The sequence below is a fragment of the Shimia sp. SK013 genome, from assembly GCF_001292625.1.
GTDB lineage: Bacteria > Pseudomonadota > Alphaproteobacteria > Rhodobacterales > Rhodobacteraceae > Shimia.
The window spans coordinates 305,234-329,296 of sequence record NZ_LAJH01000012.1 but is presented as its reverse complement, the minus strand read 5'-3'; the positions used below and the strand labels follow the sequence as shown (position 1 = coordinate 329,296).

26 protein-coding genes are annotated in these 24,063 nt (G+C 57.3%); 15 read left to right on the top strand and 11 right to left on the bottom strand.

The window, feature by feature from the left end; translation table 11 throughout:
- Positions 1-7 precede the first annotated feature (7 nt).
- Both SHIM_RS11310 and SHIM_RS11305 read left to right on the top strand, forming a co-directional pair.
- Complete coding sequence (locus SHIM_RS11310; RefSeq protein WP_054002743.1) at positions 8-829, top strand: universal stress protein; 822 nt, start codon at positions 8-10, stop codon at positions 827-829.
- A 46-nt stretch (positions 830-875) separates the two neighbouring features.
- On the top strand, positions 876-1,856 hold the full coding sequence (locus tag SHIM_RS11305; protein ID WP_054002742.1) for a D-2-hydroxyacid dehydrogenase family protein: 981 nt from the start codon (positions 876-878) through the stop codon (positions 1,854-1,856).
- Here SHIM_RS11305 and SHIM_RS11300 read toward each other — a convergent pair.
- The gene (locus tag SHIM_RS11300) at positions 1,853-2,740 is read right to left on the bottom strand and encodes a LysR family transcriptional regulator (RefSeq protein WP_054002741.1); all 888 of its coding nucleotides are present in this window, start codon (positions 2,738-2,740) and stop codon (positions 1,853-1,855) included. The two genes, SHIM_RS11305 and SHIM_RS11300, sit on opposite strands and share 4 nt — an antisense overlap.
- Positions 2,741-2,820: 80 nt before the next feature.
- On the opposite strand from SHIM_RS11300, the gene tcuA reads away from it, so the two are divergent.
- Together tcuA and tcuB are read left to right on the top strand one after the other, a co-directional pair.
- Positions 2,821-4,203, top strand: coding sequence for an FAD-dependent tricarballylate dehydrogenase TcuA (gene tcuA / locus SHIM_RS11295; RefSeq protein ID WP_054002740.1), 1,383 nt, complete (start codon positions 2,821-2,823; stop codon positions 4,201-4,203).
- Complete coding sequence (gene tcuB / locus SHIM_RS11290; RefSeq protein ID WP_054002739.1) at positions 4,193-5,254, top strand: tricarballylate utilization 4Fe-4S protein TcuB; 1,062 nt, start codon at positions 4,193-4,195, stop codon at positions 5,252-5,254. Before tcuA ends, tcuB begins: the two co-directional genes overlap by 11 nt.
- Positions 5,255-5,294: 40 nt before the next feature.
- Here the strand turns inward: tcuB and SHIM_RS11285 are convergent, their stop codons facing one another.
- From SHIM_RS11285 to SHIM_RS11270, 4 genes are read right to left on the bottom strand one after another with little or no spacing between them, the layout of a single operon-like run.
- Positions 5,295-5,900: a pyridoxamine 5'-phosphate oxidase family protein gene (locus SHIM_RS11285; protein WP_054002738.1), complete on the bottom strand. Its 606-nt coding sequence runs from the start codon at positions 5,898-5,900 to the stop codon at positions 5,295-5,297.
- Positions 5,887-6,627 carry a lysophospholipid acyltransferase family protein gene (locus tag SHIM_RS11280; protein WP_054002737.1) on the bottom strand — a complete coding sequence of 247 codons (741 nt, stop codon included), beginning with the start codon at positions 6,625-6,627 and terminating at the stop codon, positions 5,887-5,889. Before SHIM_RS11280 ends, SHIM_RS11285 begins: the two co-directional genes overlap by 14 nt.
- Positions 6,627-7,520: a cell division protein FtsX gene (locus SHIM_RS11275; protein ID WP_193749917.1), complete on the bottom strand. Its 894-nt coding sequence runs from the start codon at positions 7,518-7,520 to the stop codon at positions 6,627-6,629. Before SHIM_RS11275 ends, SHIM_RS11280 begins: the two co-directional genes overlap by 1 nt.
- A gap of 5 nt (positions 7,521-7,525) precedes the next feature.
- Entirely contained in the window at positions 7,526-8,203 is a 678-nt protein-coding gene (locus SHIM_RS11270; protein WP_054002735.1) for a cell division ATP-binding protein FtsE, read from the bottom strand.
- A gap of 124 nt (positions 8,204-8,327) precedes the next feature.
- On the opposite strand from SHIM_RS11270, the gene SHIM_RS20560 reads away from it, so the two are divergent.
- Positions 8,328-9,428 (top strand): zinc-ribbon domain-containing protein, encoded by a 1,101-nt coding sequence (locus SHIM_RS20560; protein WP_054002734.1) that lies wholly within the window; start codon positions 8,328-8,330, stop codon positions 9,426-9,428.
- Between the two features lie 36 nt (positions 9,429-9,464).
- Here SHIM_RS20560 and SHIM_RS11260 read toward each other — a convergent pair whose 3' ends face one another.
- The 5 genes from SHIM_RS11260 to argH all read right to left on the bottom strand — a co-directional run bounded on the left by SHIM_RS11260 (position 9,465) and on the right by argH (position 15,701).
- Positions 9,465-12,053, bottom strand: a complete 2,589-nt coding sequence (locus SHIM_RS11260; RefSeq protein WP_054002955.1) for a TIGR02302 family protein — start codon at positions 12,051-12,053, stop codon at positions 9,465-9,467.
- Positions 12,054-12,113: 60 nt separating this feature from the next.
- Positions 12,114-13,379, bottom strand: coding sequence for a diaminopimelate decarboxylase (gene lysA / locus SHIM_RS11255; RefSeq protein WP_054002733.1), 1,266 nt, complete (start codon positions 13,377-13,379; stop codon positions 12,114-12,116).
- Between the two features lie 83 nt (positions 13,380-13,462).
- Complete coding sequence (locus tag SHIM_RS11250; RefSeq protein ID WP_054002732.1) at positions 13,463-13,780, bottom strand: DUF2834 domain-containing protein; 318 nt, start codon at positions 13,778-13,780, stop codon at positions 13,463-13,465.
- Positions 13,781-13,863: 83 nt separating this feature from the next.
- Positions 13,864-14,061: a hypothetical protein gene (locus tag SHIM_RS20000; RefSeq protein WP_241488846.1), complete on the bottom strand. Its 198-nt coding sequence runs from the start codon at positions 14,059-14,061 to the stop codon at positions 13,864-13,866.
- 251 nt (positions 14,062-14,312) lie between these two features.
- A complete protein-coding gene (gene argH / locus SHIM_RS11245; protein ID WP_054002731.1) occupies positions 14,313-15,701 on the bottom strand; it encodes an argininosuccinate lyase in 1,389 nt (462 codons plus the stop codon).
- Positions 15,702-15,722: 21 nt separating this feature from the next.
- On the opposite strand from argH, the gene SHIM_RS11240 reads away from it, so the two are divergent.
- From SHIM_RS11240 to phbB, 8 genes are all read left to right on the top strand, one after another.
- Positions 15,723-16,340 (top strand): TlpA family protein disulfide reductase, encoded by a 618-nt coding sequence (locus SHIM_RS11240; RefSeq protein ID WP_152926526.1) that lies wholly within the window; start codon positions 15,723-15,725, stop codon positions 16,338-16,340.
- Between the two features lie 27 nt (positions 16,341-16,367).
- The gene (locus SHIM_RS11235; protein ID WP_054002730.1) at positions 16,368-17,018 is read left to right on the top strand and encodes a hypothetical protein; all 651 of its coding nucleotides are present in this window, start codon (positions 16,368-16,370) and stop codon (positions 17,016-17,018) included.
- 66 nt (positions 17,019-17,084) lie between these two features.
- Positions 17,085-17,474: a hypothetical protein gene (locus SHIM_RS11230; RefSeq protein ID WP_054002729.1), complete on the top strand. Its 390-nt coding sequence runs from the start codon at positions 17,085-17,087 to the stop codon at positions 17,472-17,474.
- Entirely contained in the window at positions 17,471-18,400 is a 930-nt protein-coding gene (locus SHIM_RS11225; protein WP_054002728.1) for a sterol desaturase family protein, read from the top strand. The genes SHIM_RS11230 and SHIM_RS11225 overlap by 4 nt, the downstream gene beginning before the upstream one ends.
- 104 nt (positions 18,401-18,504) lie before the next feature.
- Entirely contained in the window at positions 18,505-18,672 is a 168-nt protein-coding gene (locus tag SHIM_RS20415) for a hypothetical protein (protein WP_193749910.1), read from the top strand.
- A gap of 124 nt (positions 18,673-18,796) precedes the next feature.
- Positions 18,797-19,642, top strand: a complete 846-nt coding sequence (locus SHIM_RS11220; RefSeq protein WP_054002727.1) for an EAL domain-containing protein — start codon at positions 18,797-18,799, stop codon at positions 19,640-19,642.
- A gap of 151 nt (positions 19,643-19,793) precedes the next feature.
- Positions 19,794-20,969: an acetyl-CoA C-acetyltransferase gene (locus SHIM_RS11215; protein ID WP_054002953.1), complete on the top strand. Its 1,176-nt coding sequence runs from the start codon at positions 19,794-19,796 to the stop codon at positions 20,967-20,969.
- A gap of 191 nt (positions 20,970-21,160) precedes the next feature.
- On the top strand, positions 21,161-21,883 hold the full coding sequence (gene phbB / locus SHIM_RS11210) for an acetoacetyl-CoA reductase (protein ID WP_054002726.1): 723 nt from the start codon (positions 21,161-21,163) through the stop codon (positions 21,881-21,883).
- A 78-nt stretch (positions 21,884-21,961) separates the two neighbouring features.
- Here phbB and SHIM_RS20410 read toward each other — a convergent pair whose 3' ends face one another.
- The gene (locus SHIM_RS20410) at positions 21,962-22,114 is read right to left on the bottom strand and encodes a hypothetical protein (protein WP_193749909.1); all 153 of its coding nucleotides are present in this window, start codon (positions 22,112-22,114) and stop codon (positions 21,962-21,964) included.
- 132 nt (positions 22,115-22,246) lie between these two features.
- Here SHIM_RS20410 and gcvA point away from each other — a divergent pair, with 132 nt between their 5' ends.
- Together gcvA and yddG are read left to right on the top strand one after the other, a co-directional pair.
- The gene (gene gcvA / locus SHIM_RS11205; protein ID WP_054002725.1) at positions 22,247-23,197 is read left to right on the top strand and encodes a transcriptional regulator GcvA; all 951 of its coding nucleotides are present in this window, start codon (positions 22,247-22,249) and stop codon (positions 23,195-23,197) included.
- On the top strand, positions 23,194-24,063 hold the full coding sequence (yddG, locus tag SHIM_RS11200) for an aromatic amino acid exporter YddG (RefSeq protein ID WP_054002724.1): 870 nt from the start codon (positions 23,194-23,196) through the stop codon (positions 24,061-24,063). The genes gcvA and yddG overlap by 4 nt, the downstream gene beginning before the upstream one ends.

The window sequence follows — 24,063 nt, the reverse complement described above, 5'->3', positions numbered from 1 at the left end:
ATTTCCCATGAGCTTGAAGAACATCCTCGTCGCTTTCAACGGATCCGAAGGATCGGTCTCGGCCCTAAAATACGCCGCCGCATTGGCGGATGAAACAACCCACGTCACCGTGCTTCTGGCGCATTCAGACCACGACATTGTGACCTCCAGCGGCATGTGGGTGCCCAGCAGCGCGCGGGCTATCATCGAACAGGCCAACATCGACTTTGTGGCCGAAATCGAAGCGCGATTTAACGCCCTGCGCAGTGACCTAAATCTCGGCGATCGCCTGCACTACCGGCGCGAGGCCGGCCGCGTGGACGGTGTGATCTCGGAAACTGCCCGCGCCTTTGATCTGGTGGTTATCGGTCAGGATCTCCCAACCGAAGAGGTCAACGAACACATTTTCGTGCACCCCGACCGCATCGCTTTGGTCAGCGGCCGTCCGGTTCTGATCGTGCCACAAGGCCACGACGCCAAGGCCATCCACTCCCATGCGGTTCTTGCGTGGGACGGGGGCCGCGCTGCCGCCCGCGCACTTTCTGATGCGCTTGGCCTTCTCGAAGATCAGGGCCACGTCACCGTGCTTAGTGTCGGAGACACAGATGCGCCGCGCCCTTCCAAAGATCTGATGGACCATCTTGCGCGTCACGGGATCTCGGCAACCCGCGAAAAGATCCCTGCGACCCCCGGTCCAGCGCGTGCTTTGCTAGCCTATTGCCGTGAAAAAGACCCCTGTCTTTTGGTGATGGGGGCTTATGAGCATTCGAAGTTCCGGGAGGACTTTTTGGGTGGCATGACCGCGCGCGTTTTCAAACGCACCCCCATTCCAGTGCTTTTGTCCCACTGAAAACGGCACCTCCGCATTACCGACGCGATACCGACGGGATACAGACATGAAAATTCACATCCTCGACGACTGGTTTGACACACTGCGCAGCTTGCCGTCTTTTGCCAAACTTGCAGGGCATGACGTCACCGTCTGGACCGACCATACCGACGATATCGGCACTTTGGCGGAGCGTTTGTCCAAAGCCGAGGTCCTGATCCTTTTTCGCGAACGCACCGCCGTAACCCGCGCCCTACTGGAACGGCTCCCCAACCTCAAACTGATCAGCCAACGTGGCGTCTTTCCACACGTCGATGTGCAGGCCTGTTCTGACAAGGATATCCTGCTTTGCTCCAAGCAGCCCAAAGGCGGTGGAACCAACTATGCCGCAGCCGAACTGACTTGGGCGCTGGTGTTGTCAGCGATGCGGGATCTGCCAACACAGATGGCGTCCGCCAAAGCGGGGAAATGGCAAGCCGGTGTGGGAAAAACCCTTCATGGCCGGACACTTGGCCTATACGGATATGGCCGCATTGCACGCACTGTTGCGCAATATGCCGAGGCTTTTGGCATGCATGTTTTGTGGTGGGCTTCGGACGACGGACGCACCCGCGCCGCTGGTGATGGCGCACAGGTCGCCCCCTCTCGCGAGGCGTTCTTTTCAAGCTGCGACGTGATCTCTCTTCATGTCCGATTGAAACCGGAAACCCGCGGTTTGATCACCTCCCAAGATTTCGCAAATATGCGCCCTGACTCAGTTTTTGTGAACACCTCCCGCGCCGGCCTTGTGGCCGCTGGCGCCTTGCTGGACGGTCTTAACAATGGACGCCCCGGTTCAGCTGCAATCGACGTCTTTGACACCGAACCTTTGATCGACGCCAACGATGCGCTGCTGGCCCACCCCAACCTGATCGCAACGCCTCATATCGGCTTTGTCACCGAGGACGAATTCGACAAGCAATTCTCTGATATCTATGATCAAATTGTCGACTACGCCGACGGAAATCCAAGCCATATGATCAACCCAGAAGTCTGGGCGCGCACTTAAACATTCGCCCGAATGGCAGCCTTAACAGCGCTCACCAACGACGTGTCGACCTGCCCGACCCGCGACAACAAACCAATCGACCGCGATATCCCTGGCGACTGCAGCGTTGCGACGCCCACCCGCGCCGGATCAATCGCCGAAAGCGGCAACAACGCGGCCCCCATTGCCCCTTCCACCAGATCAAGCGCCGATGTGGTGCGCCCAACTTCAAAACTCCACCGCACCTGCACCCGCGCACGCGCCAAAGCTTCGTCAATCAGCAACCGGTTTCCGGTGCCTTTGGCGGGCAGGATCAACGGCAAGTTTTTCAGAGCGTCAAACGGCAGGTTTTGCTGTCCGGTCAACGCATTGCCCTGCGCGATGGCCACAACGATAGGATCATCCAATAGCGGTTCAAACTCCGTACTCGGCTCAAGCACCGGGATCGAGCACAGCCCGAAGTCCGCCTCTCCTTGGGCCACCGCCTCAGCCACCTCATTGGCCGACCCATCCAGCAAACGTACTCTGAGTGATCGGTCTGTCACGCCCTTCAAGGCCGGCACCAGCAGACGGGTTATGACCGTCGGAACACTCGCCACCGTCACCACTGTCCCGCGTTGATGGGCAAAGGCGACGCTTGCATCCCGCATCGCACGTGCAGTTTCATGTGCGTCATTGACCATCGCCTCCGCCCGCGCCTGTAGACTTTTGGCTGCCAACGTCGGTTTGACTGCCCGCGTCGTGCGCTCAAACAGCTGGCTGCCGAGCGCGTCCTCCAATTTGCGCACCCGCCGTGTAATGGCGGATTGCGACAGGTTCAAACGGTCAGCCGCTCCATGAAAGGAGCCGGTTTCTTTAACGGCCAAAAAGGCTTCAAGGTCGCCAAAATCATAATTAATGCTCATGGCGCATCAATTATGCACCAACCGTCATTTGTCAAATAAACGGCTGGTCAATATCAAAGTATCAGCCAAGGAAATGAGCCATGACGCAGTATGACATCGCAGTAATTGGTGGCGGAAACGCCGCGCTATGCGCAGCCATGACGGCCGCCGAATCCGGCGCCAAAGTTTTGATTTTGGAAACCGCCCCAAAGGCTTATCGCGGCGGAAACTCCCGCCATACCCGCAATTTTCGCTGTATGCACACGGGACCACTTGGGCCATTGGTCGAGACCTACTCCGAGGATGAGTATTTCGAGGACCTGCTAAAGGTCACCAAGGGCAAGACCAACGAAACGCTCGCCCGCCTTGCCATTCGCACATCCGAGGCTTGTCTGCCCTGGATGCAGGATCACGGGGTCCGCTTTCAGCCTTCGCTGTCCGGCACGCTCTCATTGGGGCGCACCAATGCCTTCTTCATGGGCGGCGGCAAAAGCCTTGTGAACGCCTATTACCGCACCGCCGACAAGCTTGGTGTTGATGTTCTGTATGAGGCCGCAGTGACCCACCTCGAACTCAGCGAGAACGCCGTCCAATGGGTGGACTACACCCACGAAGGCAAATCCCACCGCATCACGCCCAAAGCCGTGGTTGTCGCATCTGGAGGTTTTCAAGCAGACACGGATTGGCTCACACGCGCTTGGGGACCGGCGGCCCAAAATTTCCTGATCCGTGGAACGCCATACAACCGCGGGATTGTGCTTGCAGACCTGTTGGAACAAGGCGTCAGCCAAGTGGGTGACGCTGATCAATGCCACGCCGTTGCCATCGATGGTCGCGCGCCCAAATACGACGGCGGGATCGTGACCCGACTGGACTGCGTGCCTTTCTCGATTGTTGTGAACAAAAACGCGGAACGTTTCTATGACGAGGGCGAAGACGTTTGGCCCAAACGGTACGCTATCTGGGGGCGCCTTGTTGCGGCCCAGCCTGATCAGGTTGGCCATGTGGTGATCGACAGCAAATCGATCGACCTGTTTATGCCTTCTGTTTTCCCGCCGCTCAAAGCCGACACGCTTGAAGAACTGGCCGCGCTGATGGACATCGACGGCGCCAAGCTCAAAGACACGGTGGAGACCTTCAACGCCGCCTGCGGGGACACGTCGGATTTCCACCCAACGGAACTGGACGGTGTGGCCACCTCAGGCCTCAGCCCTGCTAAAACCAACTGGGCCCGCCCCATCACCGACCCACCTTTTTATGGCTATTCTCTGCGCACCGGCGTGACCTTCACCTACCTTGGATTGAAAGTCGACGAAAACGCCCAGTGCAGCACCGATACCGGCCCCATCAAGAACCTCTGGGCCGCCGGGGAAACCATGGCTGGCTCGATTTTGGGCCAAGGCTATCTCGCCGGATACGGCATGACCATCGGAACCGTCTTCGGACGCATCGCAGGCCGGGAGGCCGCCGCATATGCAAACTGACCTCGTTCAAGAAGCCCGCCGTCAGGCCGAAATCTGCAACGCCTGCCGCTATTGCGAAGGCTATTGCTCGGTGTTTCCGGCGCTTCATGCCAATCGCGCATTCACTGACGGCGACATCGCGCAGCTTGCAAATCTCTGCCACAACTGCCGGGGCTGCTATTATGCCTGCCAATACACTGCGCCGCACGAATTTGACCTGAACCTGCCCGCTGCCCTGGCCGAAGTCCGTCGCGACAGCTGGGAAAGCTACGCATGGCCACAGCCAATGGCGCGGCGGTTCCACACGCACGGCGCAGCCATTGTGACCGCGTTGGTAGTTGGCTTTGCTTTGCTCTTTGCCGCGATCAAGATGATTGGGTCGGCTGGCGGCGAGGGTTTTTACGCCGCACTGTCTCACAACGCCATGGTTGCGATTTTCGCGCCGGCCTTTTTGTTGCCTCTTGCCAGCCTCGGCATAGGTTTGCGTCGCTATTGGCGAGACGTCGGAGGCATCGGAATTCGCATGTCGCATCTCACCAAAGCCTTTGGTCGTGCTGCCAAAATGAAAGACCTCGCTGCGGGTCATGGCGACGGCTGTAATTTTGAGGACGAAGACCGTTTCAGCCAAGGCCGTCGACACGTGCATCAAGCTATAATGTACGGCTTTCTGTTGTGCTTTGCGTCAACTTCCACGGCCACGGTCATGCACTACGTCTTTGACATGCCCGCCCCTTATCCGCTGCTGTCTCTGCCAAAACTCCTTGGCGTTGTTGGCGGCATCGTTCTGACACTGGGGTGCATCGGCATGATCATGTTGAAACGCAAATCCGATCCGACACTCGGTGACGCAAAGGCGTGGGGCGGAGACATGGCCTTTGTAGCTTTGCTCGGGTTTGTCGGCTTCTCGGGCCTTGCACTTTATGCGCTAGGCGCCAGCACAGCCATGCCAGTACTACTTGCCATCCATCTTGGCGCAGTGCTGACCTTCTTTCTGCTCACGCCTTTTACCAAAATGGCGCATGGGTTCTATCGGCTGGCCGCCTTGATCCGCGATGCACAACGCGTCAGCTAAGGCGTTCAGCAATCACATTGGTTGATCACCCAACGGGCTGCTACCACATCGTTTTTGCAGCCCGTGCGCCCCACGCGTCGTCGTACGTTGCCCCACCTTCGGCCCCGTCGGTTTGCTCTGACAGAATATCGCCCGCAGTGGGCAGACCAGCGCTTTGGTCTTCGCCGCTCCAAAGGCCCGCGCGCATCACTGCGCGGGCGCATTGTGTGTAAATCTCTGCAATTCGGATCACGATCACCGAGCGAGGATGGCGCCCTTTGACTTCAAAGCTTGCGCAGACCTCCGTATCCGTGGTGACTTTCGCCAAGCCGTTCACGCGCACCACAGTGTTGGAACCAGGAATCACAAACATCAGTGAAATCCGTCCGTCCGCCACGATGTTGCGCAGCGAATCCATCCGGTTGTTGCCACGCCAGTCGGGCATGGCCAGCGTCTTGGGATCCAGTTCGCGCACCACCGGACCATCGTCGCCACGCGGGCTTCCATCGGTGCCCTTTGGTCCAACGGTGGACATCACGCAAAACTGCGAACCCATGATCCATTTCCGATAGAGCGGCGTTAGGTGGTCTGCGACCTTGGCAGTTGATGCAATGCCCGGCTTTCCATAGAGCGCTTCAAGCTCTGCAATGTCTTCAACCCACTTCATCCGGCTCAAACCCCGCCTCGCGCATCAAATTGTTGGACCCTGTCTCAATGGCGTCTTCCAACTGATGCATGAAATCTTTCTGGTCAACGCCCTGCTCAATCGGATCAAGAAACTCCACCACCGCCAAACCCGGGGTACGCAGCATTGTTCCCTTTGGCCAGAACATACCCGCGTTGGTGGCCACAGGCACGGCGGTTTGGCCGGTCTCTTTATAAAGTACGTAAGGCCCGACTTTGTAGGGCTGGTACTCTCCCACCGGCACCCGCGTGCCCTGCGGATAGATTACCAGCTGCCCGGGAGCCACACGGCCGCTGTCCACATCTGCCAACATGGACTTGATCGCCGCGCCTCGTTTTCCACGCCGCACAGGGACACAGCCAAGTCGCCACGCATAAACGCCGATGATGGGCGTAAACAGCAGCTCGTATTTCATGATAAAACGTGGCTGCGGGATCGCGTTGTAAATCATCAAGATATCAAGGAACGACTGATGCTTGGCGGGAACCAGAACTGCGCCCGAGGGGACCGTTCCGCGCACTTCTGTGCGAATGCCGACAAGCCAGCGGGCCGACCAAAGCGCCCAGGTCGCATAAGTCTTACAAGCTGTCATCGCCCCTTTCGGCGACACCAGCGCCCAGGGAAAAAACAAAATGCCCATGACCAACATCATCACTGCGTTCTGAAACACATAAACAATAGACATGATCCACTGGAAAGCGGTGCGCATCAGGCCAGTTCTCCCAATGTTCGTCGAGCTGCCGCCCCTGTCGCCAAATAGGCCACCACCGCGGCCAGCGGCGGGATCACCAGAGGCAAGGCCCAGCTTGCGCCAGAGAAGCCTAAACCAGTTAGAAATCCGGCTTCATCCTGTGCCGCCGGTAGCAGAAAAATCGCCAACATCCCAATCGCAGTTCCCAGCGCAGCACCGGTCAAGCTGCGCAGCGTGAAGCGGCGCACAAAAGCCTGCGCAATATAGCCGTCTTGCGCCCCGATAAGACGCAAAACCGCAATCACCTGCGCGTTAGCTGACAACGCGGCGTTGGCCGCAAGCGTGATCATCGCAGCGGTGGCCGCCCCGATCAGCCCAATCGACACCCAGCCCAGAAATCGCAGTCGTCCGGCTGCTTTTTCGAGCGGGCGCCGCCAGCGCGTGTGATCATCCAGCACCGCACCGGGCACCTCAGCCTGCAGCCGATGGCGCAACCCAACGGTGTCGTAGCCTTGTTCGGTCTCTTTGATTTCAATCAGCTGCGGAATGGGCAGGCTGTCTATTGGCAAATCCGGTCCGAACCAAGGAGACAGCAAAGCGCGCTGTTCATCCGCGCTCAAGGCGCGCGCACTGGCAACGCCGGGTGTGCTTTCAAGCACGGCCAAAGCCGCGTCGGTCTGAGCATCCAGTTGCTCGGACGGTGCCGAAATCCGCAAAGTAGAACTTTGGGCCAACTCGTTGCCCCAGCGTTGTGCAAGACGGCCTGTCGCCAAAGACAAGGCCAGCGCAAACACGGTCAGAAACGCCATCGCCGCAGCCGCAAACAACGTCAGTCGCGCGGTGTATCCAGTGGGAGGCACCACACGGTCCGCTTGCGCGTCGCCCACAAACACAGCGCTTAACGCGTTCAGAAACCTCAAAGATCCGCCCCCGCCAATTGCAACTTGCGATTGGATATCCGCAGAACACGCGCTTGCACATGGCCTTTTGCCGCGCGGATCAGGTTCATATCGTGGGTCGCGATCAGGATGGTCTTGCCCATCTTGTTCAACTCCACCAGCAACTGAAGCAGGCGCTGTGACATGTCCCAATCGACGTTGCCCGTTGGTTCATCGGCCAACACCACATCGGGCGACATAATCACGGCGCGTGCCAATGCGGCACGCTGGCGTTCCCCGCCCGAAAGCTCGGGCGGCAAAGCACCCGCGCGATTGCCAAGGCCCACCCAGCTAAGCAGCTCTTTAAGGTTGGACACTTGCTCCAAATTTTCACGCCCAGATACCATCAAAGGCAAAGACACATTCTCGCGAACGGGCAAATGATCCAAAAACTGACAGTCCTGATGCACAACGCCGATCTGGCGCCGCGTCAACGCATGATCATCACGGCTCATCTCGCGCACATCGCGACCAAACAGCTCCACATGCCCTGACGTAGGGACCAAAGCGCCGTAACAAAGCTTTAGAAAGGTGGTTTTTCCTGAGCCCGACGGACCGGTCAGAAAATGAAACGAGCCTGGGGCAATCTTGAGTGACACATCACTCAAAAGTTCACCGCCGCCATAGCTATACGCAATATTGTTTAATTCGATCAAACGGGACCCCTTTGTCTGGGCCTGTTGTGCCTGAGCATCGCTGCGGTTTCAATCCACATCGCCAGAGGCTTTGCACTTTCGCAGAGGTTTGTTACAGATTAGAATTAATGAACAAAGACAAAACATGGGGCAACGGGGACTTGCGATGCGGCTGACATGCCCGAATTGCGGCGCTCAATATGAGGTGCCTGACGACGTTATTCCTGCCGAAGGGCGGGACGTGCAGTGCTCAAACTGCGGCGACACTTGGTTTCAAGCCCATCAGGACGCGCTGTTGCCTGAGGACGACGCGCCCGAAGAGTTGCAATCAACGGTGGATTCTGTTGATGGGGACCTCAGCGAAGAGCCCGCTGAGACATTTGATGAGGTTGAGCCCCCGGATGTGAGCTTTGATGAAGACGCCGACGAATACACTGACGTTGACGGCAACGATTGGGATTTGGACGACGACTGGCAAGACACGCCTGCACAGTCTGCTCATGCCGACGAGACACCATCGCATGACGCTGAACTGACCGAAGGCTCCACAGCTGACCTCACCGACGAGCCAGACGAGGCGACTGAATTCGCGGACTATGAAGGTGTCGATGAGGCTCTTGAAAACACTCCGCTAGAGAATGACACTGACGAAACAGACACCCCCCAAAGGCGTGGTCTGGATCCGTCGGTGGCCGACGTTCTGCGCCAAGAGGCCGAACACGAAGCCCATCTCCGCGCCTCCGAAGGGCGTGAAACACTTGAAACGCAAACCGAACTCGGGTTGGGCACATCTGCACCGGACGTCGCAAGTCGGGCAACCGAAGCCCGTGACCGGATGCGCAAATTACGCGGTCTTACCGACGACGGCCCAGCCTCGGAGCCCGTCGATATCAGCCCCCAACGGGACAGCCGCCGTGACTTGTTGCCGGACATCGAAGAGACTAATTCGACACTCCGCCATTCGGGTGACATGGCGCGTCCAGCGGATGCGGATACTGCGCTCCCCTCAAGTTCTGCCCGCGGCCGCGGATTCAGGCTTGGGTTTGTCTTGGTGATTTTGCTCGCTGCAGGCGCAGTTTATGTCTACAGCAGCCACGACAGTCTCTCGGCAAGCTATCCGCAGTTTGCGCCACAAATCGAGGGATTTGTTGACAGCGCGAACAATTCGCGCGTCTGGCTGGACACTCAGGTTACCGGGTTGTTTCTGTGGCTGAACGAAATCGCGAGCGGAACGCCAGAAGGCTAATAGCTGCGACAATACCTAGCCTTTTAATAGGCTGGGTCAGAAACGATCCAATAGCCGTTCAAGATAGTTGCGCTCGATGTCAGGTCGATCTGTTTCACCGGCGCGTCGACGTATTTCGTCGAGCAAGCGTCGTGCCTGCCGATAAACGTCTTCGCCCTGCAAAAGCCCGTCATCTGTACCCGCAGCACCCCGGTTGCCCTGAGACCGCCCCAGCGGATCACGGTTTGCGCCCTGGGTCTGAGCATTTCCTTGCGCGCCCTCTTGTTGATCCTGCGCCATGGCCTCTCCCAGCTCACGCATGCCTTCTCTCAAGGCTTCCATGGCGTCCGCTTGCCGGTCAATTGCTGTGGCCAGATCATCCTGCCGCAGGGCGTCCTCAGCCCCGTCCATTGCATCCCCTGCGCGCCCTAATGACTCGCGCGCAGCGTCGCCATCCGGTGTGCCCTGACCGGGCAAATTGCGCATCTGGCGGTCCAACTCCTGACGCAGCGCTTGTTGGCGATCGCCAAGCCCCATGTCTCCACCGCCGGTTTCCTCACCTTGTTCACCGGCTTCACCTTGTCCCTGTTCAGAGCCGTCTTCCCCTTCGCCTTGTCCGGAACCTCCGGTGCCATCATGCGCCGTACCACGGCCTTCGCCTCCGCTAAGGCCTTCGTTCTCTCCAGACTGGCCCGCCTGAGCGTTGGGGTTGAACTGTTCCTGCAAATCGCGAAACGCCTCGTCCGACAACCCCTGTTGATCGCGCAACGTGTCGGCTAGCCCCTGCATGGTCTGGTCACCCTCGTTGCCCTGACCCTGCCCTTGTGTCACCTGCATGTTTTCCAACATACGCTGCAACTCCTCCAGCGCCTGTTGTGCCTCAGCCATACGGCCTTGCTCCATCAGCTCCTGAATGCGGTCCATCATACGTTGCAGATCATCTTGGTTCATCTGCATCGAGTTTTCAGCTTGCTGCTGTTCGCCGGATTGTTGGCCTTCCTGTTGATTGCGCCGCGCCAATTCGCGCATGTAATCATCGGTGGCCTCACGCAGTTCCTGCATCAGTTGTTCAATCTCGGCATCGCTGGCGCCATTTTTCATCGCCTCGGCCAGCCGTTCCTGCGCCTGCTGCAACCTTTCCAGCGCATTGCCGAGGTCGCCATCTTCCAGATTTAGTGCCAGCTCCCAAAGCGCCTCAGCCAGTTCTTCTTGTTTCTCTTCGCTCAGGCCGTATGCCTTGTACGCTTCAAGCCGGCGCAAAATCGTCCGCAAGCGCAGGTAATCCGTTTCTCGTTTGAATATGCCGTCTACCGGTCGATGGCTGATGGCGCGCATAAGTTGTGACACACGCACCGCATTGTCTTTGGACCACAAAAGGTCACGGCGAAGCTCGATCACAGCCGACGCCAAAGGATCAAAAAAGCGGCGTGCAGGCAACGTGATGGGCAAATCAATCGACTGGCCGGACTGGCCAGCGGCGTCTTCTGCGCTCAAGGTGACAGTGACTGGCAAATGCGCCCAGACATGCTTGGAAAAGTCCTCTATCAAGACTTCTTCAAAGGAAGATCTGTCCCCGGCGATTGGCAATGGCAGGGGCACAGAAATAGGGTCGCGCGCGTCCGGCGAAGCCATCAGCCCGAAGCGGCGTTCGACATTGGCAAGGTCCAAGGTGATCTGAGCTTGCCCACCGACAACTTCGTAGTCATCAAGAGCTTCAAACCCGAGTGTCATCTCTCCGCGCGCCGAGGTGTCAGCCTGTCCGGAGATGGCAATCTCGGGGGACGCATCCAGCAACAAAGCCACATCCCACTTGGCACCGCCCGGACCCGCTATTTCAAGTCCACCATCCTGAGTGACCTCAAAATGCTGCTCAGGCTCCGCAGCACTTGGCACCTCACCAGTACGGCCTGACACAGTTTCAGCCACCGTTAACGCGCCCACCTCGCCATATAGCCGCAACAGAATGCGACTACCTTCTGGGATCACCAGTGCGCCTTCAGGTTGGTCATTCAGATAAAGGGCCGGTTTTCCGGTATAAGATGGCGGCTCTATCCATCCCTCCCAAGTCGGGCCAGCAACAAGGTCCGAGCCCGCGCCGCTCGCAATATTTGCGATGTTGCCCACGCGTGTGAAGGAGCCAAACAGCAACCCGATCAGCAGAAGCAAAGTCGCGGTATAACGCAAACCAAACGGATCAAGTCGGGCCAACTTCAAATCCGGCGCGACCGCAGAAGCTCCAGCGGTGCGTTCAGCCATGCGTGCCTGATGGGCGCGCCACAGAGCCTGCGATCCCATATCGCCTTCGCCAATTGCGGGTGCGTCCCGCAGCGCCTGAATCGGCCTGCCCGGAAGGGTCGAATCCAGGCGTGAAATGGCGTCTCCGCGTGACGGCAAATGAACTCTGGCCACGCCCCGCACGATGAACCACGCACTGGTCAGCACGACCAACAAGGCCAACACCCACGTGACCTCAAGCGGCAGCACCTCCAATGCCCCGATCATGACAGCCGCAACAGCGACAAAAAGCACTGTCCAGACGGGCCAGAACGCGCGCGTCAGGGTCTCGGCCAATAGACCGAGCCGTGTCAGCCCAAGCACGAAGCTTAGGCGTTTAAGGGCTGTTTCACTGGTCGACCGATTACGCACGGCGCTTCCATTCACAGAGCAGGTTTAAAGGGTCACGATGTGACCCCCGAGGCGAATGCCTCAAAGCCATGTGGGGATGCTATCGCGGTTTATCATCTCTTCATAGGTGGGGCGTTCGCGGATAACCGCAAATTGATCCCCTTTCACCAGTACTTCTGGGATCAAAGGGCGTGAATTGTATTCACTCGACATCACCGCACCATAGGCGCCCGCGCTGCGAAACGCGACCAAATCGCCTGCCTTCAGCTCGGCCAAGTCCCGGCCCTTGGCAAAAGTATCACCGCTTTCACACACCGGACCAACAATATCGTAGCGCGCAGGCTCTTGACCCGGAGCGGCCTCGACCACCGGAACAATGTCATGATGCGCTTCATACATGGCAGGACGAATTAGATCATTCATCGCCCCGTCAATGATCAAAAACTCCCGGTCTTCACCGGATTTCACATAGATGACTTTGCTCACCATGATACCGGCGTTTCCAGCGATCAATCGGCCTGGTTCGATCTCGATCTCACAGCCCAAATAACCCAGTGTCTTTTGAACCATGGCCCCATATTCCACCGGCAAAGGCGGTGCCGTATTAGAACGTTCATAGGGAATGCCCAGCCCGCCGCCCAAATCCAGACGGCGAATGTTGTGACCATCCGCGCGCAAAGTTTCGGTCAATTCTGCAACCTTGCTATACGCCAATTCAAACGGCTCCAGCTGAGTCAGTTGGCTGCCAATGTGAACATCGATACCGATCACATCCAGCCCGGGCAAGCTTGCGGCCAGTGCATAAACCTCACGGGCGCGACTGATCGGAATGCCAAATTTGTTCTCTGATTTTCCTGTCGCGATTTTTGCGTGCGTTTTGGCATCCACATCCGGATTCACCCGGATCGTAATCGGAGCGGTTTTGCCCAACCGCGTCGCAACCGCGCTGATCGCCGCCATTTCAGGCTCGCTTTCGACATTGAACTGACGAATGCCGCCCGACAACGCATCGGCGATTTCCTCATCGGTTTTGCCAACGCCAGAGAATACAATCTTATCACCAGGTACGCCAGCCGCTTTGGCCCGTGCATATTCCCCCCCGGACACTACATCCATTCCCGCGCCAACGGCGGCTAGCGTTTTCAAAATGGCCTGATTGCTTGCCGCTTTCATGGCAAAGCAGACAAGATGCTCTATGCCGGCCAAAGCTTCGTCAAACAGACGAAAATGCCGCTCGAGCGTGGCAGTGGAATAGCAGTAAAATGGCGTTCCAACCTGCGCCGCGATTTCACTCACAGGAACGTCCTCGGCATAAAGCTCGCCGTCACGATAAAGAAAATGATCCATGTGGCGCCTCCTGCCGGTCGTGGTGTCTGTCAGCCCTCGTCATAGCGCCGCACCCGACACCATTCAATGGCGCAAAACCGTGATCACCGCACCGGCTTGGCCCGCAGGAACAGATACAGCGGCAACCCGCAGCTAACCCCGATCATCCAAATCGCCGGGATAGCCAAAAGCGCCAGCCAGTTCCGCCGGACAGCAACCTCAGAGATTATCCAAATATTCAACGTGATCGCCGATATCACAAGATCCCAATAGATGCCCGTGACCGCGTCATTTGCTTTCCACAAGGCCACCATCGCCTGAAGATCAAATCCGTTTTCCGCGATCCACGGCGCGAAATAAGCCATCGGATGAATGGCACCCCAAATGGCAAGGCCAAGAAAAACGAAACGAAGAGGTGACATTGGCGGTCTCCGACGGTGCATAAATCAATCTCGAAGACTACGCCCGAGATCGTGGAATGGTTCAACCAAAAACCAGCCTTGGTCTACCGGCATCCATAGCGGTAACACCCGCCGCCGACTGAAATCGTAACCGGTCCATTGCTGATGCCGATGCTGCCAGACGTGTGTACACCGTCACTGCCGACCCCAATCGTGCCAGACATGGTTGGCGTCCACGGCTCTCCGTCAACACCACAGGCCGCCAGGCCCAAAGTCGAAATTAGTCCAATGATTCGCAGCACATCACTCTCCCGTCAGGGCCGACAGTGTACGCTATATCCGGGCAAGTGACAAAGTTGGGGATCCGTCGGAGAAGGCCCGCGGTTCCTGTACGGAATATTGCCGCTCGTCACGCCAATCTCGGCGCTGCCGGAAATCGTAATACCCGACTGGGTTTTTTGAGGCGCCTGCTGTTGCGGCCTCGGATACCCCGAAGGGGCGCCACAGGCCGAAAGTGTGATCGCCGCAAGGGCGATAGCCGCAATAAGTTTCATCACAAAGCTTCTTTCCAGCGCGCGATTTGTTCTCGCACCCGAGCGGGTGCTGTTCCGCCATAAGACAAACGTGAGGCCACCGAGTTGTGAACACCCAAAACGTCAAACACGTCAGTGGTGATGGCCTCATGCACGGATTTCATATCTTCCAGCGTCAGGTCCGGCAAATCGCATCCGCGAGATTCCGCCATCGCCACAAGTGAGCCCGTCACATGGTGCGCATCACGAAATGGCATGTTCAGTGCACGTACAAGCCAGTCAGCCAAATCCGTTGCTGTCGAGAAACCGCTGCCGGCGGCGGCCTCAAGGCTGTCGCGGTTGGCGGTCATGTCTTTCACCATGCCTTCCATCGCGGCCAGCGCCAGCATCAGGTTGTCCGCGGCATCAAAGACCTGCTCTTTGTCTTCCTGCATGTCTTTAGAATAGGCCAGCGGCAGCCCCTTCATGACCATCAAAAGCGCGGTATTCGCACCGAATATGCGCCCGATCTTGGCGCGGATCAGCTCGGCAGCATCCGGGTTTTTCTTTTGCGGCATGATCGACGAACCGGTGGAGAAACGATCTGAAAGCGTCACAAACCGGAATTGCGCAGACGACCAGATCACCAGTTCTTCAGCAAAACGGCTCAGGTGCATGGCACAGATGCTGCTGGCTGCCAGGAATTCCAACGCAAAATCCCGGTCCGCCACCGCGTCCAAGGAATTTGCGGCGGGACGATCAAATCCAAGTGTTTCGGCCGTCATCTGGCGATCAATGCCAAAGGATGTTCCGGCCAAGGCCGCGGCGCCCAAGGGAGATTCATTCATGCGGGCACGTGCATCTTGAAACCGTGTCAAATCGCGGCCCAGCATTTCCACATAGGCCATCATGTGATGGCCCCACGTTACTGGTTGCGCGGTCTGCAAATGGGTGAACCCGGGCATCACCCATTCTGCACCGGCCTCAGCTTGCGCAACAAATGCTCGGATCAACGCAGCAATGCCTTGAATGGCCGCGTCAATTTGATCCCGCACCCAAAGTTTGAAATCCGTTGCGACCTGATCGTTGCGACTGCGTCCTGTATGCAGGCGGCCCGCAGGCTCGCCGATAATCTCTTTCAGACGCGCCTCGACATTCATATGAATGTCTTCCAGAGCCGCAGAAAACTCGAATGTGCCGCTTTCAATCTCTGACAAGACCGTGAGCAGCCCTTCCCGAATGGCCTCGGCGTCGCTATCAGTCAGGATGCCCGTCTTGGCAAGCATCGCCGCATGGGCCCGCGAGCCGGCAATATCCTGCGCTGCCATACGCTGGTCGTACCCGATCGAGGCGTTGATCGCCTCCATGATCGCGTCCGGTCCTGCGGCAAAGCGGCCGCCCCACATTTGGTTCGAGGTATCTTTGGTCATCGTCTGCCCTTCGGAGGGAAAATGAAAGTTAACGGGTTCATAAAACACTGGTCAGTGTTGGTCTATACGGCGAGTACAGTATTCGCAATTGCAGCGGGCGCCTTTGTCGCTGCCCCTGCAGCGCGCGCGGATGAAGCACGCGATTTGGCTGCGATCATCGAGATGCGAGAAGGCGACATGCGCAAACTCAACTTTCACTCCGACCCCAAACCGGTTTCGTCCAAGAGCTTCATATCTGAAGACGGAGAAGACATGACGCTTGAGGCATTCCGCGGCAAAATCGTGCTGCTGAATTTCTGGGCTACGTGGTGTGCACCTTGTCGACACGAGATGCCGATGTTGTCAGAGCTGCAAACGCAATTGGGCGGCGACTCTTTTGAGGTCGTAACGATTGCCACGGGTCGCAACATGGTGCCCGCTATGCGAAAGTTTTTCGAAGACATCAGCGTGGACAATCTTCCCCTGCATCGCGATCCGAAACAATTGCTGGCACGTGAAATGGCCGTATTCGGCCTGCCGGCCACACTAATTGTCGATGCCAACGGTAAAGAAATTGCACGACTTCAAGGGGATGCGGACTGGTCTAGCGAAAATGCCCGTGCTATCCTCTCGGCGTTAATAGAGATAGAAACACCCTAATTGCCCGGAGGTGGGCGCCTTGACGTCATGAAATATCGCCAACTGCCAACCTTCCGTATCGTTCTTGTATTAATCCTCTCCACGATGTTTTTAGGCCTGCATTTGGCTGCGGCCAATGCGCAGGGCATCAACGTCCAGAAAAAGAAAAGCCGTTTGCACGAAGTGGCAGACTTCAAGCTTCGCGGCACGGCCAAGTCCGAGTTCAAGCAGTTCAAACGCAAGGCTGAGTTTTACGGTGCCTTTTTTGCCAACCCTTCTGAAAACACCGCTGGGTACTACTACAACGCCAGTTCGATCGCCGTGGCCGAAGACTACGCACGCACCGTCTGCCAAGCCAGTTCGCGCAACCCTTTTGGCTGTGTGCTTTACGCGCGCATGCTGCCCAAAAAATTCGACCCAACCGAACCAGGGCTGACGTTGTCTCGCCAAGGCAACAAAGACTTTCGCGAGTACCAACGTCTGCAAGATCCTGAGCGCTATGGCGCTTTTGCCCAAAGCGACAACGGCGCGTCCGGCTTTAGCTGGGCGGAACACAACCGTGATTCCGCCGAAGAGGAAGCCCTAAGACGTTGCGAGAAAGCGGCGCGCAAGCTGCTGCGCAAGACCCCTGAACACTTGCGAACCACCGTTGCCGACCCATCAAAACAAATCTGTCGCGTGGTCCACCGTTCCGGGTGACCCAACGCCACCTTTGACAATTGCATCGCTCCAAGGCTTCAATTTAACCGGAGGAGGACGCACAGCATGACTTTACCGGTGTTGCTTGCGCTGGTTGTCGGCGGAATCGCGGGTATCGCGGCAATATTGCATCTCATGGGATTGACCACACCTTATCGGTTTTCCAATGGGCACGATGCCATATCCGCTTGGGAGCGCGAGGTGCCAGAGCGACCGGCAACAGGCTTCCATTTGTCATCAGATTCTCGCGCGTCACTGGTCACTTTTGAAGGTGGCGTCGGCATTGTCTGGAGCTTCGGCGGCGACACCGTTGCCCGCCTTCTTGGCGACACGCCGCCTCAAAAAACCCAAAACGGATTGCGATTCGACTTTCCGGATTTTGGGTCTTCGGCGCTTAAGGTGCGCTTGAAGGAGACCGATCTAGACATCTGGATGAAGGCACTGGAGGCCCAATGACCGATCACTTGACCTATCCCGATGTGGTTCAACTTGCTGTGCCGTTTTTCATCATCGCCATCCTGGTTGAACTTGTCTGGATCGCGACCAAGGGACGCGGCGGGCGTTACGAAACCCGTGACGCGGTGACATCCCTGATTATGGGCGCGGGCAATGTGACATCCGGTATCCTGCTAGGGTTTATTGCCTGGGGGTTTTTCATGGTGCTGTGGGAGATCACGCCACTTGATTTGGGTACCAGCTGGTGGATTGTGCTTATCTGCTTTGTCTTGGACGACCTGCGGTATTATTGGGTGCACCGCTTCGGTCACCGCATTCGCTGGGTGTGGGCTAGCCACGTCAACCACCACAGCTCGCAGCACTACAACCTGACTACCGCTCTGCGCCAAACGTGGACCGGCACCTTCACATTTATGATGGTGGTACGCGCGCCGTTGATTTTGGTGGGCTTCCATCCGGCGATGGTGCTGTTTTGCGGCGGCCTCAACTTGATCTACCAATTCTGGATCCACACAGAGGCCATCAACAGGCTGCCCCGCTGGGTAGAAGCGATTATGAACACTCCCAGCCATCACCGCGCTCACCATGGGCGCAACCCGCGGTACCTGGATTGCAACTATGCCGGCGTGCTCATTATTTGGGACAAATTGTTTGGCACTTTCGTACCTGAACAGGACGATGATAAGGTCGACTACGGCCTTGTGCACAACCTTGGCACATTCAATCCCCTGCGCATCGCATTTCACGAATGGGTTGGCATTTACCGTGACATGACCCAACGGGGCCTCACGGTCCGCGAACGTCTGATGTATGCTTTTGCCCCACCTGGCTGGAGCCACGACGGCAGCCGAAAATCATCAGACGAGCTCAAACAAGCCCATCTGCGGCGACACCCCGAAGACAAGGGCTCCGCAGGCTTTTCCTAAGGGCCGCGCCTTCGACGGATGCGGCGATAAAAGGCGGAGCTTTCTTGACATCTCTAAGGCAAGGCATACATTCGACTTGCAAACCCAAGACAGGAGGCGCCGCAATGTCCGCTACCACACAAATGATCCGCAAGGTGATGATCCGCGTTCAAAACGCAGTGTCGGGGCTGGAAGCGAGCTTAACGTCTTTGATCGCTGGGCCGCAGCTTGATGAGCGTGCCGTTTTGATCCCGGTTCGGGATGAGCGTCGCGAACAGCGGCCGGATCAATAACCCTCGCTGTTTTGCGTAAGCGTTTATCCGCTTGCGCCGAAAAACACGCGGCTGAACGTTAAAGAAGATTTCACCACTAAACCTGTATCTTGCTCAGAACCGTTGGTTCAGCGCAGGACTCGTAATGGATCGCCCCAAAAAGAAAAACCAAAAAGCGAAATTGACGCGTGAGCAGCGCGACCCGCTCGCCTACGCCGTCGATAAGCGCGATTCGTCCACTTTGGACATGGTGCGTGAAGCGATCCGTCACAAGCAAGTCATGCTCGCTTTTCAACCCGTTGTTCAATCAAGTCGAACCAATCACGCGGCCTATTTTGAAGGCCTTTTGCGGGTGTTGGATGAAACCGGACGCATCATTCCAGCCAAAGATTTCATGGGCGCCGTTGAAGACAACGAACTTGGTCGACAGCTGGACTGCCTCGCGCTGGAACTTGGTCTGAAAACTCTCGCATCCCAACCCAACCTGCGCCTTTCAATCAACATGTCAGCACGCTCAATTGGCTATGCGCCGTGGATGCAGACCCTGCAGAAGGGGCTGTCGCAAATGGGGACAGTTCCGGAACGGTTGATCCTTGAGATCTCCGAAAAGTCCGTGGTGCAAGTGCCTGAAATCGTGCGCGGTTTTATGGAAGATCTACAAATCAAAGGCATTTCCTTTGGTCTTGATGACTTCGGCGCTGGGTTGTCTTCACTGCGGGTATTTCGCGATTTCGACTTTGATATCGTTAAACTCGACGGCACCTTCAGCTACAACATCGCCAATGATTCCGCCAATCAAGTCCTCGCAGGTGCCGTGGCCGCAATTGCCCAACGCTTTGATATGATCTCGGTTGGCAGCCGCATCGAAAGCCCGACAGACGCCGTAACCATGCACGAACTAGGTTTTGATTGTTTGCAGGGCTTTGCGTTTGGCGCCCCCACTATTTCGCCACCATGGCTGAAATCGGGCCGAAAAACCGACGCCGCCTGACCAGGCAACTCCACAACGTCTCGCTGAGACAAGCTGTCCATTGCCGCAGTGCGGCAGATGCGCTATTGACGTCGCGGAAAGGTGTTTTGGCACCTTGATGGATCGGAGCATTTTGCCAATGCTACGCCATCACCAAGTGGAGGACTACCATATGACCAATGTTGTGATCGCGTCCGCAGCCCGCACCGCCGTGGGCAGCTTCAGCGGTTCTTTCGCAAACACCCCCGCCCACGATTTGGGAACCGCAGTGCTTGAGGCTCTCGTGGCCCGCGCGGGTATCGACAAATCTGATGTCTCTGAAACCATTCTCGGTCAGGTGCTCAGCGCCGGTCAGGGCCAAAACCCGGCCCGTCAGGCCCATATCAATGCAGGTCTTCCTCAGGAAAGTGCCGCATGGGGCATCAACCAGGTGTGCGGATCCGGTTTGCGCGCCGTTGCCCTTGCGGCGCAACACATTCAGCTGGGCGACGCCAGCATCGTTGCCGCTGGCGGTCAGGAAAACATGTCGCTTTCCCCCCATGTCGCGCATCTGCGTGCCGGCACCAAGATGGGTGACGTCAAATACATCGACTCGATGATTCGAGATGGCCTATGGGATGCGTTCAACGGATACCACATGGGTCAAACCGCCGAGAACGTCGCCGAGAAATGGCAGATCAGCCGTGAACAGCAGGATGAATTTGCTGTTGCCTCGCAAAACAAAGCGGAAGCCGCTCAAAAGGCTGGGAAATTTGACGACGAAGTGATCCCCTTCACTGTGAAAACCCGCAAGGGTGACATCATCGTGGACAAGGACGAATACATCCGTCACGGCGCCACAATGGCTGCGATGCAGAAACTGCGTCCCGCCTTTGCCAAGGACGGCTCTGTCACCGCCGCGAATGCCTCTGGTTTGAATGACGGTGCAGCTGGCGCGCTCCTGATGTCGGCAGACGACGCCGAAAAGCGCGGCATCGAGCCGCTTGCTCGTATCGCATCTTACGCCACCGCGGGTCTGGACCCGTCGATCATGGGCGTTGGCCCTATCTATGCGTCCCGCAAGGCTCTTGAGAAGGCCGGCTGGAAGGCTGAAGATCTGGATCTTGTCGAAGCCAACGAAGCTTTTGCCGCACAGGCTTGTGCTGTGAACAAGGACATGGGCTGGGATCCGGCGGTTGTGAATGTGAACGGCGGCGCGATTGCGATCGGTCACCCTATCGGCGCATCCGGTGCCCGTATCCTGAACACATTGCTGTTCGAAATGCAGCGGCGCGACGCCAAAAAAGGCCTGGCTACGCTTTGCATTGGCGGCGGCATGGGTGTGGCCATGTGCCTTGAGCGTCCATAATTCGGCGCCCGCAAATGATTCTGCAAAGGGGCGCCCATCTCGGCGCCCCTTTGTTGTTTTGGAGGGGGTTTTTCGCACAGGCAGCAAAAAAATATCTGCAGCGCGGCAATTCATCACGCAATTATGTTGCGTATTATGTTTATAGACCGTAACAGAATTACCAGACCACTGGACTTATTGGAGGACCACACATGGCCAGAGTAGCACTTGTCACCGGCGGCAGCCGCGGTATCGGTGAAGCCATTTCCAAAGCACTCAAAGCCGAAGGCTATGACGTTGCTGCAACCTATGCCGGCAACGACGAAAAGGCTGCGGCCTTTACCGAAGCCACCGGTATCAAAACCTACAAATGGAACGTCGCTGACTATGAAGCGTCCAAAGCCGGTCTCGCACAAGTCGAAGCGGACCTCGGCCCGATTGACGTGGTTGTCGCCAACGCTGGCATCACACGCGATGCTCCGTTCCACAAGATGACGCCCGAGCAGTGGCACGAAGTTATCGACACGAACCTGACCGGTGTTTTCAACACCGTGCACCCGATCTGGCCAGGTATGCGCGAGCGTAAGTTTGGCCGCATTATCGTGATTTCCTCGATCAACGGGCAAAAAGGGCAGTTTGCTCAAACCAACTATGCCGCCACAAAGGCTGGCGATTTGGGAATCGTCAAATCTTTGGCCCAAGAAGGCGCCCGCGCGGGCATCACCGCAAACGCCATCTGCCCAGGCTATATCGCTACCGAAATGGTCATGGCTGTGCCGGAAAAAGTGCGCGAGTCCATTATTGGCCAAATTCCGACCGGCCGATTGGGTGAACCTGAAGAAATCGCGCGCTGCGTGACTTTCCTCGCCTCCGACGACTCGGGCTTTATCAACGGTTCGACCATTTCCGCAAACGGCGGCCAGTTTTTCGTCTGACGTCTAAAACCACGACAATACAACAAGGGCCGGTCTCGCGACCGGCCCTTTTTTATAGTCCCGTAAGTGCAAACCTGCTCAGCGGGACGGCACCGTAAGGCCAAAATCGACCAGCGGTGTTTCGGACTTACCGAACAACCATTTGAACATGCCAACAAAGGCGCGACTGCGCTCGGCGTGGGCGTCTTGCATGGCTTGAGCGATGCGGGCGTTTGCGGCTGTTTCGATCATGATGCGCCTCCTTGGGCTCTAAATGATTGTCGGTTCTCAGTGTTCTTTAACTGCACCCAATATGTCGCCCAAGATACAAACCTACAAACGAGAGTTTTGACATCTTCAGTTAAGCTGTATTTAACTGAACGCATGTCTGACCGTCTCCCGCCACTCACCGCCCTGCGCGCCTTCGAGGCCGCCGCCCGCCACATGTCTTTTGCCAAGGCGGCAGAGGAACTGTTCGTCACTCCGGCCGCACTTTCGTACCAAATCAAGTCACTCGAAGAGCATTTGGGGGCACCTTTGTTTCATCGACTTAATCGGGCAGTCTCTTTGACGGAGGCAGGCACTGCTTTGGCGCCCGGCGTGCAAGACGGCTTTCAATCCCTCAATGTGGCTTGGCGCACTGTCCAGCGCTTGATGGACGACGCCACACTCATGGTTACAGCAGGGCCGGGCTTTACAGCGAAGTGGCTTGCCCCGCGATTTTTCGAATTTGCCCGTGCACACCCGGAAATTGACCTGCGCTTTTCGGCAACCCTACGCAACGTTGACTTTGCCCGAGACGAAGTCGATGTGGCCATCCGCTTTGGCCTTGAAAAGGACGCCGCAGGGCTGTGGACCTATCCACTCGCACGGGAATGGGTGATCCCGGTAATGACGCCGGAGCTCGCCAAGATCCACACCACACCTCAATCGCTCGCACATGCCACTCTGATCCATGACGATTCCATAAACTTTCTCAAGCCACGCGCTGATTGGTCGGCTTGGGCTCGGATGATGGGCGTGGCGCTGGACACATCCCACGGTCCGCGCTTCTCCGGTGCCGACCACTCTATCGACGCGGCTCTTGCAGGCGCAGGTGTCGCGCTGGGACGCCGTGCATTGGTGGTCAAAGACATTCACGAAGGCCGACTTGTTGCGCCTTTTAAGCAAGCGATCAATTTACAAGCCCGTTTCCGGTTTCTTTGCCAAAACGGCGCGAAAAATCGTCCGCACATTGCCGCCTTCCGACACTGGATTCTGGAAGAAATCGAAAAAACCGCGTACATCACCGAGGCGCTGACCCTGACCCCTATCGAGGACATCCCCCCTTCATGACACGTGCCCGTGCCACATACGTGGGATTGATTGCGATTTTGCTATGGGCCCTTCTGGCTCTGTTTACAGTTGGCAGCGCGCCAACACCGCCCCTTCTTTTAAATGCCCTCTGTTTCGCCATCGGTGGCGGGCTTGGTGTCATATGGGGCCTAATCACAGGCAATTTGTCTGCATTGCGCCGCGTGCCCTGGCATGTCTATGCCTTTGGCACCATCGGCCTCTTCGGCTACCACGCGCTGTACTTCAGCGCCCTGCGCAATGCCCCTGCTGCGGAGGCGGGATTGATTGCTTACCTCTGGCCATTGTTGATCGTTTTGTTTTCCGGACTTTTGCCCGGCGAACGCTTGCGTAGAGGCCATCTCATCGGCGCATGTTTGGGTCTGTCAGGGGCTGCCTTGATCATCTTGGGCGGCAGTACGGGTTTCGACCCTGCTCATACGAAGGGCTATATTCTGGCCGCTGCTTGCGCCCTTATGTGGTCGACCTATTCCGTCGGCTCCCGCCGCTTTGGCAACGTTCCAACAGCGTCAGTCATCGTCTTTTGCTTGGCCTCTGCTGTGCTGTCTGCGGGATTGCACTTTGCGGTGGAAGACACTGTTTGGCCCGCGGGAAAGCTAGGCTGGGCCTCGACAATCGCCCTTGGCCTTGGGCCTGTGGGGCTGGCCTTCTATGTTTGGGATATAGGCGTAAAGCGCGGTGACATTCAGCTTTTGGGGACCGCGTCCTACTCGGCGCCGCTTTTGTCAACACTTGCGCTAGTGGCTGCCGGTATCGCCACCCCCAGCTGGAAGTTGGCGCTTGCCGCGCTGCTGATCACCGCAGGGGCCGTGTGTGCCGCGCTCGCCAGTATGAAAACTGATCGTTAA